8 protein-coding genes and 2 pseudogenes are annotated in these 13,692 nt (G+C 70.5%); 5 read left to right on the forward strand and 5 right to left on the reverse strand.

Annotated features, from left to right (window positions below; translation table 11 throughout):
- Window positions 1–2 precede the first annotated feature (2 nt).
- Both ABVB68_RS11705 and ABVB68_RS11710 read right to left on the reverse strand, forming a co-directional pair.
- Window positions 3–1,088 (reverse strand): extracellular solute-binding protein, encoded by a 1,086-nt coding sequence (locus ABVB68_RS11705; protein WP_353600858.1) that lies wholly within the window; start codon window positions 1,086–1,088, stop codon window positions 3–5.
- A gap of 387 nt (window positions 1,089–1,475) precedes the next feature.
- Entirely contained in the window at window positions 1,476–3,149 is a 1,674-nt protein-coding gene (locus ABVB68_RS11710) for a PucR family transcriptional regulator (protein WP_353600859.1), read from the reverse strand.
- Between the two features lie 360 nt (window positions 3,150–3,509).
- Between ABVB68_RS11710 and ABVB68_RS11715 the strand changes: the two genes are divergently transcribed.
- From ABVB68_RS11715 to ABVB68_RS11730, 4 genes and pseudogenes are all read left to right on the forward strand, one after another.
- Window positions 3,510–4,976: a sodium:solute symporter family protein gene (locus ABVB68_RS11715; RefSeq protein ID WP_353600860.1), complete on the forward strand. Its 1,467-nt coding sequence runs from the start codon at window positions 3,510–3,512 to the stop codon at window positions 4,974–4,976.
- A gap of 68 nt (window positions 4,977–5,044) precedes the next feature.
- Window positions 5,045–5,179 (forward strand): annotated as a pseudogene (locus ABVB68_RS11720) (agmatinase); the annotation flags it as partial.
- Window positions 5,176–6,807 carry a thiamine pyrophosphate-binding protein gene (locus ABVB68_RS11725; RefSeq protein WP_353600861.1) on the forward strand — a complete coding sequence of 544 codons (1,632 nt, stop codon included), beginning with the start codon at window positions 5,176–5,178 and terminating at the stop codon, window positions 6,805–6,807. The pseudogene ABVB68_RS11720 and the gene ABVB68_RS11725, both read left to right, overlap by 4 nt.
- A gap of 138 nt (window positions 6,808–6,945) precedes the next feature.
- Window positions 6,946–8,397 (forward strand): gamma-aminobutyraldehyde dehydrogenase, encoded by a 1,452-nt coding sequence (locus ABVB68_RS11730; protein ID WP_353600862.1) that lies wholly within the window; start codon window positions 6,946–6,948, stop codon window positions 8,395–8,397.
- Window positions 8,398–8,603: 206 nt separating this feature from the next.
- Here the strand turns inward: ABVB68_RS11730 and ABVB68_RS11735 are convergent.
- From ABVB68_RS11735 to ABVB68_RS11745, 3 genes and pseudogenes are all read right to left on the reverse strand, one after another.
- Window positions 8,604–8,716, reverse strand: a pseudogene (locus ABVB68_RS11735) (IS5/IS1182 family transposase); the annotation flags it as partial.
- An 82-nt stretch (window positions 8,717–8,798) separates the two neighbouring features.
- On the reverse strand, window positions 8,799–9,455 hold the full coding sequence (locus ABVB68_RS11740) for an MBL fold metallo-hydrolase (RefSeq protein WP_353600863.1): 657 nt from the start codon (window positions 9,453–9,455) through the stop codon (window positions 8,799–8,801).
- Between the two features lie 96 nt (window positions 9,456–9,551).
- Entirely contained in the window at window positions 9,552–10,238 is a 687-nt protein-coding gene (locus ABVB68_RS11745) for a maleylpyruvate isomerase family mycothiol-dependent enzyme (protein WP_353600864.1), read from the reverse strand.
- A 226-nt stretch (window positions 10,239–10,464) separates the two neighbouring features.
- Between ABVB68_RS11745 and uvrA the strand changes: the two genes are divergently transcribed.
- A complete protein-coding gene (uvrA, locus tag ABVB68_RS11750) occupies window positions 10,465–13,491 on the forward strand; it encodes an excinuclease ABC subunit UvrA (RefSeq protein WP_353600866.1) in 3,027 nt (1,008 codons plus the stop codon).
- Window positions 13,492–13,692 lie beyond the last annotated feature (201 nt).

Consider the following 13,692-nt stretch of genomic DNA (forward strand, 5'->3'; position numbering starts at 1 on the left):
CGTCAGCTACCCGCCTGCCACAGCTCGAACGCCTGTTCCGTCTTCTTGAGATGCTCGGCCCACCAGCGGTCGTCACGGACCAGGATGCTGTCCGCCAGCTTGGGGCTGGTGGGAAGGCTGTCTGCGACATCGGCCGGCAGCTTCGCGAGCGCGGCGGTGTTTGCCAGCGTGAGGTTCGTCGTCGTGTCGAAGTCGGCGCCCGCGTCCGCGTCGTTGCTCATGAAGTCCATCAGCCGGAACGCGGCCTCCTTGTTCCGCGCGCCCTTGGGGACCACGAAGTAGTCGCCTGCCAGCACGCCGTTCCTTGAGGAGAAGTTCAGCTTCGCGCCGTCCTTGCGAGCGGCGCTGATGCGGTTGTTGAAGCTCGTCGACAGCGCGACCTCACCCGAGGTGAGTTGCTGGATCGGTTCCTGGTTGGCGGTGTGGTAGATGAGCCGGTCGCGGCCGGGGTGCTGCGCGAGGTAGCGCAGGGCGGCGTCCACGTCGAGCGGGTAGATCTTGTCGAAGGGGACGCCCTCCGCCAGGCGCGCGGCCTCCAGGACCGAGCTGTCCGACAGCTGCCCGTACACGGACCGCTTGGTGCGGAACCGTCCCTGGTCGAAGAACTGCGCCCAGTCGGTGGGCGCGGAGGCGTCGGGGATGTGCGTCTGATCCCAGGCCATCACGAACAGGAAGCTCAGGTACTTGATGCCGTACTCGGCCTTCGCGTAGGCAGGCAGGCCCTTGTCGCTGATGATGCCGTAGTCGAACTTCTCCAGCAGCCCCTCTTCGACGGCCTGGACGTACTCGGGGGCGGTGAGCTCCACGAGGTCCCACTGCACGTCACCGGACTGGACCTGCGACTTGAGCGCGGCCAAGCTGGTGTTGGCCAGCAGTGTCGGCAGGATTCCCGTCTTCTTCTTGAACGGTGTCAGGATGGTCTTCGTCAGCTGGTCGTTGTAGGAGCCGCCGTAGGACGTGACCGTCACAGTCGTGTTGGCCTTGGCGCTGCTGGAGGACTTGGTGCTGCAGGCGGTGAGGAGACTGCCCGCGAACGGGGCGCCGAGCGCGGTGACGGCCCCTGCCCGCAGGAATGACCGACGGTTCATGGGTGTTGTCGTCTGCTCGTTCATCTTGGCATGGCCTCTCTTGGGCTTCGCGCATGCGGGATCGGGCGATGACGGCCGTCGCCGGCAAAGGGGGAATCCGCGTTGCGAGGTGGGGTCCGCAGTACAGCGGCTCCTCGCGCGGCCGTATTCGGCCGCCGGGGCGCACTGCGGATTTCGCCCGGCCTAGGCGCCGCGGACCCTGGATCCTGAGTGATCACCGGTCCGTGCGGGCTGGTCAGCGCCGCCGGGTGCCGCAACCATAGGGCCGTGTTGCATAGGCGTCAACGATTGTTTTCTGGCAGGCATACTCGCGGCGTCGACCGCCCGGCGAGCCGCCAGTGCGGCCCGCCAGTGCGGCCCGCCAGGCCGCGCCGGTGTCGCGTCAGCTCACTGCGTCCTGCCGCCCGGCTCGTCCCGGCCCGGCAGCCAGCGCAGCGCGAACCACAGCTCCATGCGCACATCCGCGTCCTGGAGGTCGGCGTCCAGCAGCCTGCCGAGCCGCATGATGCGCTGACGCGCCGTGTTGCGATGCAGGCCGAGCGCGACCGCCGTACGGTCCCAGCTGCAGTTCAGGGACAACCAGGTCCGCAGGGTCTCCAGCAGCACCTCGGCACCTGGTGCGCCGGCGTCGGCCAGCGGTGCGAACCGCGCCCGAGCCAGCGCCCGCGCCCCGTCCGGCGCGACCAGCGCGTGCAGGCTCAACTCGTCGCCGCGATCGCGCACCACCCTGCTCCCGGTGCCCAGCGCCCGCCGCAGGGCGCGCTCGGCGCGGGCGGCGGCGAGCGGAAGCTCGGCGGTGGTCGCCGGCGAGCTGACACCCAACGTCCAACCGAGCCGCGCGGGGGCGTCGCCCGCCGTCGAGCCCGGTTCCCCGTCCCCGAACCCACCCTTGACCAGCGGAACCGCGGCACGCAGCGAGTCCCCGTCGACCTCCAGGAACGGTGTGCCCAGCGCCGTGCCCAGCGCCGCGACATGGACCGCGTCCGAGGACGACTGCGCCCGCCGGGCAGCCGTGGCAGCCCGGCGCCCATGGACCACGACCCAACGTTGCGACCGCCCCTCGGTGGCAGGATGCAGCAGCGCGGCGACCTCGGCCGCATCCGCGCCGAACAGCAGCCGAACCAGCGCCGCCGCACTGCGCGTGTCCCCGCCCAGCGCACGCCGCGGGCCGGTCAGGAGCGACAACAGCACCACGGCCACACCGGTCACCGATCGTTCCACGGCGGACAGTTGCGCAGGGGAAGCGAGGCCCAGCACCAGGGGGCTGCCCGTGTCACCGCCCGGCAGGGTGTGCGCGAAGAGCTGCCTTCCGCCCTGGTGCTCAGTGTCCGAACCGGGCGTACGGACCGCCTGCGGGTGCTTCGCAGTCGGTCGCCGACGCTCGCTCAAACGGAGAGCGAGATCGCGCAGCCGCTGCGGCGCCGGCTCGGCGGGGCGCAGGCCGGCACCGAAAAGCTCCTCGCCCTCACCGTCCAGGAGCGCCACCCACGCGCCGAGGTGGGACGCCAACTGCCGTAGCACCGCCTCCACCGCGTCGGGCCGGGCCGCCGCCGAGGCCAGCGCGGCCTGCGCCTGCGACATGCGCCGAAGGTCCCTGCTGCGCACCTCGGCCATGGCCAGGTGCACGGCCTGACCGACGGCCACGAACGGAGTCTGCGGAGGCACCCGCAGCAGACGCAGCCCGTGCCGGTCGCACGCAGCGACGAGCTCGGCGGGCACCTCGTCGTAGACCGGAGCGACCCCGAAACCCAGGGCCGCCACGTCGGCCGCCACCAGCCTCGTCACGTAGGCGTCGATGTCCTGTGCGACGGCTCCCAGGTGCCGGCCCGCCGTGAGCAGCAGCTCGCCACCGAGGAGGTACGCGGTCGGGTCCTCCCACTCGGTGGTGTGGACCATCGCGACCGGCCGGTCCTCGACCGGTCCGGCCACGTGCCGCAGCCCCAGCTCGGCGTGTGCGAGCACAGCGCTCAGTGGCACGGTGATCTGCGGAACCTGACCGGACAGCGATGGCGGCACCGCAGGCGTGGAACGGCCGCTCGGCTCCTGCTCGGCTTCCGACATCGTTCTCCCTCCTCGCTCGGGAAGGGGCTGGCCGCCTCCCCGGTCCGAGTGTGCCTGCCGCCTGGACCCCAGTGTGCGGGACGTCCAGTGCAACACCGAGAACGAGGCGAAACGCACACTTCCACGGGTCTGTGCACCCGGCCTAGTTTCGTACCGCGAGCCGGTACACGCCGCCCGCCACCGGATTCCTGAGTGTCCGGTGGTGCCAACCCGCCCGCCACCGGACTCCTGAGTGTCCGGTGGTGCCAACCCGCCCGCCGCCCTACGTCCCGGGCCCCACCTTCCGCTGTCGCGCCATCCGCGAGGCCGCGCCCTCAGCACCGACCCCAACGGGTGGGGTCGAACGGATCGGAGAATCACATGGCCGTCGACTACGTCGTGATGATCGGCTACCTGTTGGGCATCATCGGCGTCGGCTGGTGGGGCAAGAGACGCGCCCGGTCCAAGAGTGACTTCCTGGTCGCCGGGCGCCGTCTGGGCCCCCTGATGTACACCGGCACCATGGCGGCCGTCGTCCTCGGCGGCGCCTCCACCATCGGCGGCGTCCGGCTCGGCTACACCTACGGTCTCTCCGGCGCCTGGATGGTCTTCGCGATCGGTCTCGGCCTGCTGGCGCTCAGCGTCTTCTTCTCGGCCCGGATCGCCAGGCTGCGGGTCTACACCGTCGCCGAGATGCTCTCGCTGCGATACGGCGACGCCGCCAGCGTCATCTCCGGCGTGGTGATGTGGGTCTACACCCTGATGCTCGCGGTGACCTCCACCATCGCGTACGCCACCGTCTTCGATGTGCTCTTCGACGTGCCACGCTGGGTGGCCGTGCTGATCGGCGGAACCATCGTGGTCGGCTACTCGGCGCTGGGCGGCATGTGGTCGATCACACTGACCGACATGGTGCAGTTCGTGGTCAAGTCGATAGGCGTGCTCCTGCTCCTGCTGCCGATCGCCGTCGTCAAGGCCGGAGGCTTCGGCGCGATGGCCGACAAGCTGCCCGACGGCTACCTCTCGTTCGGCTCGATCGGAGGCCAGTCGATCCTCACCTTCGTACTCATCTACACCTTCGGAATGCTGATCGGCCAGGACATCTGGCAGCGCGTGTTCACCGCCCGTACCGACAAGGTCGCCTCCTGGGGCGGCACCGTGGCCGGCGCCTACTGCCTGGTCTACGCCCTCGCCGGCGCCGTCATCGGGATGGCCACCAAGGCGCTGTACCCGGAGCTGCCGGGTGCTGACAGCGCCTTCGCGACCATCGTCAAGAGCGCTCTGCCCACCGGTGCGCGCGGCCTGGTGCTGGCCGCCGCGCTGTCCGCGATGATGTCCACCGCCAGCGGTGCCCTGATCGCCTCCGCCACCGTCGCCCACAACGACATCTGGGCCCGGCTGCGGGCACGCCTCGGACGGGAGGAGCCGGAGGCCGCCGGGCACGACGAGGTGAGCTCCAACCGGCTGGCGATCATCGTCCTGGGAGCGGTCTCGATCGGCCTGGCCTGCCTGTTGGACGACGTGCTCGCGGCACTGACCGTCGCCTACAACCTGCTCGTCGGCGGCCTCCTTGTGCCGATCCTCGGCGGTCTGCTCTGGCGGCGCGGCAATGTTCAGGGCGCACTCGCCTCCATGATCGCCGGCGGTGTCACCGTCACCGTCCTCATGATCATCAAGGGCACCCTGGCCAACGAGCCGATCTACTACGGCCTCGGCGTCAGCCTCTGCGCCTACCTGGTGGTGAGCCTGGTCACCCGGCCTACGCACGACCGGATCCTGGAGAACTGGCGCGACCGCCTCGCAGGCCGCGCCCCGGTCGAGGCGGAGCAGGCGACCGCGGCGGCCTGACCCCGTCCGGCTCCGGCCTCCCCGCCGGATCGCCCCCGCGCGGGCCGGTGTCCCGCACCCCCGCCCCGGCCGATCTCGTCGAGGTCGCATCGGCGTACGACCACGCCGCAATCACCGCCGTCGCCGCCTCTCACACCGCCGACGAACCCACCATCATCATGTCCCGGCACACCGCCGCGACCCGCGACAAGGACAGCACGTGAGCCACACCCGCAACGGCGGCGACCTCGTCGTCGAGTCCCTCACCAACCTCGGTGCCGAGACCGTTTTCGGCCTCCCCGGTCAGCACGCACTCGGCCTTTTCGACGCCCTGCGCCGCTCCCCGCTGCGCTACGTCGGGCTGCGGGTGGAGAACAATGCCGGCTTCGCCGCCGACGGCTACGCCCGCATCGCGGACACCGCAGCCCCGCTGTTCCTCTCCACCGGGCCCGGCGCGCTCACCTCACTCGCCGCCCTCCAGGAGGCGGCCGCCGCCTCCGCCCCCGTGCTCGCCGTCTCCAGCCAGATCCCCTCCGCCGGACTCGGCGGCCGCCGTCGCGGCTATCTGCACGAACTCGCCGACCAGCAGGCCAGTTTCCGCGACATCGTGAAGTCCGTGCACACCGCTCGCACCGCCTCCCAGATTCCCTCCGCGCTCGCCGCCGCCTGGCAGTCGGCGCTCACCGTGCCGTACGGGCCTGTCTGGGTCGAGATCCCGCAGGACATCCTGCTCGCCCCCACCACCGTCCCCCGGGTCACCGGGCTGCGCGCCGAACCGCGCCCGCTCGCCCCCCGTACTGAACTCGTCGCCGAGGCAGCCAGGCTGCTCGCCGTTGCCGAGCGCCCGGTGATCCTCGCCGGCGGCGGTGTTGTCCGGGCCGGTGCCGACCGTGAACTGCTGTGCCTGGCAGAGAAGTTGGGTGCGCCGGTGGCCAGCACCTTCGGCGCCAAGGGCGCCTTCCCGTGGGAACATCCGCTCTCGTTGCAGTCCTGGCTCGAGGACCGGCACACCACCGACCTCCTGGAGGACGCAGACGTCGTGCTGGTGGTCGGCTCCGGGCTCGGCGAACTCTCCAGCAACTACCACACCTTCGCCCCGCGCGGCCGGATGATCCAGATCGAGGCGGACCTCGGCAAGCTGGAGTCCAACCACCCCGCCCTCGGCATCCACGCCGACGCCCGGCTCACCCTCACGGCCCTCATCGACTCCCTCCCGGCCGGGGAGCACGACGGCCGCGGCGAGGCGGCCGCCGCCGATGTGCTCAAGCGGGTCCGCGAGAGGATCGGCGGCCAGGGCCTTGAGCTGGAACAGCAGGTGCTGGCCTCGGTGCGGGCCGCGCTGCCCGACGACTCGCCGGCGTTCTTCGACATGACCATCCTCGGCTACTGGGCGTGGTCCGCCTGGGACGCCCGCCGCCCCGGCGCCATGCACTCCGCGCAAGGCGCCGGCGGCCTCGGCTACGGCTTCCCGGCCGCCCTGGGCGCCGCGGTGGCCCGCGACGGCGCAGGCCCGGTACTCGCCGTCTCCGGTGACGGCGGTGCGCTGTACTCCATCGCCGAACTCGCCACCGCCCGCCAGCACAACCTTGACGTCACCTGGCTCATCGTGGACGACGGCGGTTACGGCATCCTCCGCGAATACATGACCGGCGCGTTCGGTGAGGCCACCGCCACCGAACTGGCACGACCGGACTTCGTCCGCCTCGCCGAGTCGTTCGGCGTGCCCGCCACCGCCACGACTCCCGAGGCCCTGAGCGCCGACCTGACGGTCGCCCTCGCGACCCCCGGCCCGAGCGTTGTCGTGCTCCCGGCTCTCCTGCGGATGTTCGCCCCGACCCACCTGGAGTCCTGAGGCCGCACACCGCTGCCGCACCGGCATCCCAGCAGCCGGACAGCGGCCGTCGCACCGAACAACGCACCGCCTCACCCAGCCCGGCCCCGTCAGTCCCCTTCCCGTGCCACCCCGCCCACACCACATCAAGGAGAGCGTATGAGCGAGCTCAGCACACTGCGCAACTACATCGACGGCGCGTTCACCGATGCGGCCGACGGGCGGACCACCCTGGTCATCGACCCTGCAACGGGCGATGCGTACGCCACCGCGCCGCTGTCCGCGGCCCCCGACGTCGAGCGCGCGATGGACGCTGCCGCAGCCGCCTTCGGACAGTGGCGGGACACCACCCCCGCCCAACGCCAGCTCGTCCTGCTGAAGATCGCCGACGCGGTCGAGGCGCGGGCCGACGAGCTCGTCGATGCCGAGTGCCGCGACACCGGCAAGCCGAAGAGGATCACGGCCACCGAGGAGATCGGCCCGATGGTGGACCACATCCGCTTCTTCGCCGGTGCGGCCCGCCTGCTGGAGGGCAAGGCCGCCGGCGAGTACATGGACGGTATGACCTCGATCATCCGTCGCGAGCCGGTGGGCGTCTGCGCCCAGGTCGCGCCGTGGAATTACCCGATGATGACCGCGGTCTGGAAGTTCGCCCCGGCCATCGCCGCGGGCAACACCGTCGTCCTCAAGCCCTCGGACACGACCCCTGCCTCAACCGTTCTGCTTGCCGAGATCGTCGGCGAGGTGCTGGCCGGCATGGGACTGCCGGCCGGCATCCTCAACGTGATCTGCGGCGACCGGGAGACCGGCAGACTCATGGTCGAGCACACGACTCCGGCGATGGCGTCCATCACCGGCTCGGTGCGTGCGGGAATCCAGGTCGCCGAGTCCGCGTCCAAGGACGTCAAGCGCGTCCACCTGGAACTGGGCGGCAAGGCCCCGGTCGTGGTCTTCGAGGACGCCGACATCGCCGAGGCGGTGGAGGGCATCTCGGCTGCGGGCTTCTTCAACGCCGGCCAGGACTGCACCGCGGCCACACGTGTGCTGGTGCACGAGTCCATCCACGACGCGTTCGTGGAGGCGCTTGCCAAGGCCGCGTCCGACACCAGAACCGGCGGCATCGACGACGAGGACGCGTTCTACGGCCCGCTGAACAATGCCGACCAGCTGCGGCAGGTTACCGGCTTCATCGAGCGCCTCCCCGGCCACGCCAGGGTCGAGACCGGTGGCCACAGGGTCGGCGAAGTCGGCTACTTCTACGCCCCGACCGTCGTCTCCGGCCTGAACCAGGACGACGAGATCATTCAGAACGAGGTCTTCGGCCCGGTCATCACCGTGCAGCAGTTCTCCGACGAGGACCAGGCCGTCGAGTACGCCAACGGGGTGGAGTTCGCGCTCGCCTCGTCCGTCTGGACGAAGGACCACGCCCGCGCCATGCGGATGTCCCGGCGCCTCGACTTCGGCTGCGTGTGGATCAACACACACATCCCGCTGGTCGCCGAGATGCCGCACGGCGGCTTCAAGAAGTCCGGCTACGGCAAGGACCTCTCCTCGTACGGCTTCGAGGACTACACCCGCATCAAGCACGTCATGACCGCGATCGGCGGCTGACCTGTGCACCTCGGCGGATCCGAGCCGCTCCGGGGGGGCCGGAGTCCCCGTGGGGATGACGCACGACCCGCCGGAGTTCGAGGCGCACGCGGTCGCGTCGTGCCGCCTGTGTCCGGGAGCGCCACGGTCAACGGGGCGCCGTCGACCCAGGCGTCCACCCGGCCGTGGGCGCCTGGGCCCAGGGCCCGTCGCCCTCTCGAGGCGGGGAGTCGTCTGCAGCAGCAGGTAGCTGCGGCCAGGCCGAGAAAGGCCACGTAGTTGCGGGGATTGCGTGCGTAGCGGTGGTCGAGTCGTCGTAGCCGGTCAGCCAGGACATCGTTCACCAGGCGGAGGCGGGCGGCCGCGAGGATTCTGGACCTTCCGGACCGCTCAATGCGGGCCTGGGCGCGTAGCGATCCGGGTTACCAGCCTCGTGCGCGCCACTCTGCAAGGTGGGGCCGCTCCGTGCCGAGAGTGGTGTCGTTGCCGTGGCCCGGATAGACCCAGGTCTCGTCCGGCAGGACGTCGAAGATCTTCGTCTCCACGTCATGGATCAGGCTGGCGAACGCCTTCGGGTCCTTGCGGGTGTTGCCGACGCCGCCCGGGAAGAGGCAGTCGCCGGTGAAGGCGTGCGGATGGCCGTGCGGGTCGTCGTAGACCAGCGCGATCGAGCCCGGGGTGTGCCCGACCAGGTGGCGCGCGGTGAGTTCCACGTGTCCCACCCTGATGACGTCGCCGTCGTCGACGAGGACATCGGTCGGCACGGGGATGCCGGGCGCGTCCTCGCGGCCGGCGTAGGTACGCGCGCCGGTGCCGGCGACGACCGCGGCGAGCGCCTGCCAGTGGTCGCCGTGCTGGTGCGTGGTGACGACGGACGCGATGCCGTCGTCACCGATCATGCCGAGGAGCGTGGCCGCCTCGGCGGCGGCGTCGATCAACAGCTGCTCGTCGGTGGCCCGGCAGCGCAGCAGATAAGCGTTGTTGTCCATCGGGCCGACCGCGATCTTGGTGATCATCAGGTCTTTGAGCTCGTGCACGTCCGCCGGTCCGCCGACCTTGACCTCTCCCGTGTACATCATGCCGGTCAGCCTATAGCGGCGCGGCCCCGGCGGAACGCGGTCCGGCGACAGCCGTGCCGTCCGCCGCGTCACAGCGGCGGCCGTGACGCCGTGGCGTCACAGCGGCGGCAGCTTCGGGAGCGCCCCGCCCCGCAGCTCCAGGGCCGCACCGTCGCGGCGCCCGGAGAGCCACCCCACCACGTCCGCCGGCCGGCCGGTGACCGTCACCTCGGGTTCGTCCGCGGTCCGGCCGGTGCGCCACGTGTGCGTGCCGTCCGTGACGAGGACCGCCGGAACGTCGCGGTGCCCCGAGAACCGCCGTGCGAGGAAGTCGGTCTCCCGGCGCGTGAACTCCTCCGGAAGATCCTCCAGCTCGTATCCCAGCCCGAGGTCCACGTGATGCAGCTCCACCTCGGCCCACCGCCGGAACGGCACCCCGGACGCGGAGTCGGTGACCCCGTTGCGCAGCTCCACGGTGCGCGTCCAGTCCGCCGGAGCGTCCCCCGCCGACTGGAGGCGGGCGGCGCTCTCCCGAAGATCGGCGAGCTGCACGTCGAGCGGGCGCGCGGCGTCGCGCTCGATGTCCGCGTCCCGGGCCTCGGCGCTCTCGTACATGGGACGGCCCTCCAGGACGTTCACCAGAGCGTCCGCGTTCCGGGCGAGGTGGGCGAGGACATGCCCCCGGCTCCAGCCGGGCAGCCGTGACGGCTCGGCGAGTGAGACGTTGTCCACGGTGGCGACTGCGCCCAGGAGTGCTTCGGTCGCTTCACGTACACATGCCAGGTCATGAGCGTGATCAATCATGCCGCTGACCCTAGCCGGGCCACACCTTCGGGTGAAGGTGGTGAACCTCGGCCGCAAATCGAATGCCCGTGCTATATCGTCGACAGCGGCGTCGGGAATTCCTTGATGGCCTGAAGCCGTTATGCAACCGGGCAATCCGACCGGCGTTGTCAGAGGCTCCCCCTAGTCTGAAGAAGCGCGGGGGCCCCGCCCCCTGTCGCTTCTCTCAAGAAAGGTGCGGACCGGCGTGGCCGACCGTCTCATCGTCCGTGGCGCGCGCGAGCACAATCTCAAGAATGTCTCGCTCGACCTGCCTCGTGACTCGCTCATCGTCTTCACGGGTCTGTCCGGGTCGGGCAAGTCCTCCCTGGCCTTCGACACGATCTTCGCCGAGGGCCAGCGCCGCTACGTGGAGTCACTCTCCTCGTACGCCCGGCAGTTCCTCGGTCAGATGGACAAGCCGGACGTCGACTTCATCGAGGGCCTGTCCCCGGCGGTCTCCATCGACCAGAAGTCGACCTCGCGCAACCCGCGCTCGACCGTCGGCACCATCACCGAGGTCTACGACTACCTGCGTCTGCTCTTCGCGCGCATCGGCAAGCCGCACTGCCCCGAGTGCGGCCGCCCGATCACGCGCCAGTCGCCGCAGGCCATCGTCGACAGGGTCCTGGAGCTTCCGGAGGGAAGCCGCTTCCAGGTGCTCTCGCCGCTGGTGCGCGAGCGCAAGGGCGAGTTCGTCGACCTCTTCGCCGACCTGCAGACCAAGGGGTACTCCCGCGCGCGTGTGGACGGCCGGACCGTCCAGCTCTCCGAACCGCCGACGCTGAAGAAGCAGGAGAAGCACACCATCGAGGTGGTCGTGGACCGCCTCACGGTGAAGGACTCCGCCAAGCGCCGTCTCACCGACTCCGTGGAGACCGCCCTCGGGCTGTCCGGCGGCATGGTCGTGCTCGACTTCGTCGACCTCGCCGAGGACGACCCCGAGCGCGAGCGCATGTACTCGGAGCACCTCTACTGCCCGTACGACGACCTCTCCTTCGAGGAGCTGGAGCCCCGCTCCTTCTCCTTCAACTCGCCCTTCGGCGCCTGCCCCGAGTGCACCGGCATCGGCACGCGCATGGAGGTCGACCCCGAGCTGATCGTTCCGGACCCGGACAAGTCCCTGGACGAGGGCGCCATCCACCCCTGGTCGCACGGGCACACCAAGGACTACTTCAGCCGCCTGATCGGCGCCCTCGCCGACGCGCTCGGCTTCCGCACGGACATCCCCTTCGCGGGCCTGCCGCAGCGCGCCAAGAAGGCACTGCTGCACGGTCACAAGACCCAGATCGAGGTGCGGTACCGCAACCGGTACGGCCGCGAGCGCGTGTACACCACGCCCTTCGAGGGCGCGGTGCCGTTCGTCAAGCGCCGGCACAGCGAGGCCGAGAGCGACGCCAGCCGCGAGCGCTTCGAGGGCTACATGCGCGAGGTGCCCTGCCCCTCCTGTGAGGGCACGCGACTGAAGCCGATCGTCCTCGCGGTCACGATCATGGAGAAGTCGATCGCCGAGGTCGCCGCCATGTCGATCAGCGACTGCGCGGACTTCCTGGGCAAGCTGAAGCTGAACGCCCGCGACAAGAAGATCGCTGAGCGAGTGCTGAAGGAGGTCAACGAGCGGCTGCGCTTCCTGGTCGACGTCGGCCTGGACTACCTCTCGCTGAACCGCGCGGCCGGCACCCTCTCCGGCGGCGAGGCCCAGCGCATCCGCCTGGCCACCCAGATCGGCTCCGGCCTGGTCGGCGTCCTGTACGTGCTGGACGAGCCGTCCATCGGCCTGCACCAGCGGGACAACCACCGGCTGATCGAGACCCTGGTCCGGCTGCGCGACATGGGTAACACGCTCATCGTCGTGGAGCACGACGAGGACACCATCAAGGTCGCCGACTGGGTCGTCGACATCGGTCCCGGCGCCGGCGAGCACGGCGGCAAGGTCGTGCACAGCGGCTCCCTGAAGGAACTGCTCGCCAACACCGAGTCGCAGACCGGTGCCTACCTCTCGGGCCGCAAGGCCATCCCGCTCCCGGACGTGCGCCGGCCCCACGACCCGTCGCGGCGGCTCACCGTGCACGGCGCCCGTGAGAACAACCTGCAGGACATCGACGTGTCCTTCCCGCTGGGTGTGTTCACGGCCGTCACGGGCGTGTCCGGATCCGGCAAGTCGACGCTGGTCAACGACATCCTCTACACGCACCTGGCCCGCGAGCTGAACGGCGCGCGCAGCGTCCCCGGACGTCACACGCGCGTGGACGGCGACGACCTGGTCGACAAGGTCGTCCACGTCGACCAGTCGCCGATCGGCCGCACCCCGCGGTCCAACCCGGCGACGTACACGGGTGTCTTCGACCACGTCCGCAAGCTGTTCGCCGAGACCACCGAGGCGAAGGTCCGGGGCTACCTGCCCGGCCGCTTCTCCTTCAACGTCAAGGGCGGCCGCTGCGAGAACTGCGCGGGCGACGGCACGATCAAGATCGAGATGAACTTCCTCCCGGACGTCTACGTCCCGTGCGAGGTCTGCCACGGCGCCCGGTACAACCGGGAGACCCTGGACGTCCACTACAAGGGCAAGTCCATCGCCGATGTGCTGAACATGCCGATCGAGGAGGCCACCGAGTTCTTCGAGGCCGTCCCGGCCATCTCCCGGCACCTGCGGACGCTCAAGGACGTCGGCCTCGGCTACGTCCGCCTCGGCCAGTCCGCGACCACCCTGTCCGGTGGTGAGGCGCAGCGGGTGAAGCTCGCCAGCGAACTGCAGAAGCGATCCACCGGACGCACGGTCTACGTTCTGGACGAGCCGACCACCGGTCTGCACTTCGAGGACATCAGCAAGCTGCTGACCGTCCTCGGCGGCCTGGTCGACAAGGGCAACACGGTGATCGTCATCGAGCACAACCTCGACGTGATCAAGACCGCCGACTGGGTCGTGGACATGGGCCCCGAGGGCGGCGCCGGCGGTGGCCTGGTGGTCGCCGAGGGCACCCCCGAGGAGGTGGCCGGGGTTCCGGCGAGCCACACCGGCAAGTTCCTGCGCGAGATCCTCGGCGCCGACCGCATCAGCGACGCGGAGCCCGTGAAGGCCCCGCGCGCCAGGACGGCCGGGAAGACGGCCGCCGCCAGGTCGGCGGCGAAGAGGACCGTGACGGCCAAGGCCGACGGCACGGCGACGAAGAAGGCCGCCGCGGCCACCAAGAAGGCGACGCCCGCGAAGAAGACGACGCGGGCCCGCAAGGCCTGAGGCGACCGGACCGGCCGCCCGGCCGGCCGTCACCCGCCACAGGCTCGGCCCGGGCCTCGTCCGTTGACGGAGGAAGCCCGGCGCCTGACACAACATCAAGAGATCGGCGCCCCGCGGGAACTGTCCGCGGGGCGCCGCTCGTTCAACAGCCAGCCAGCCAGCCAGCCAGCCAGCCAGCCAGCCAGCCAGCCAGCCAGCCAG

The organism is Streptomyces sp. NPDC096012 (assembly GCF_040426375.1).
Taxonomy (GTDB): domain Bacteria; phylum Actinomycetota; class Actinomycetes; order Streptomycetales; family Streptomycetaceae; genus Streptomyces.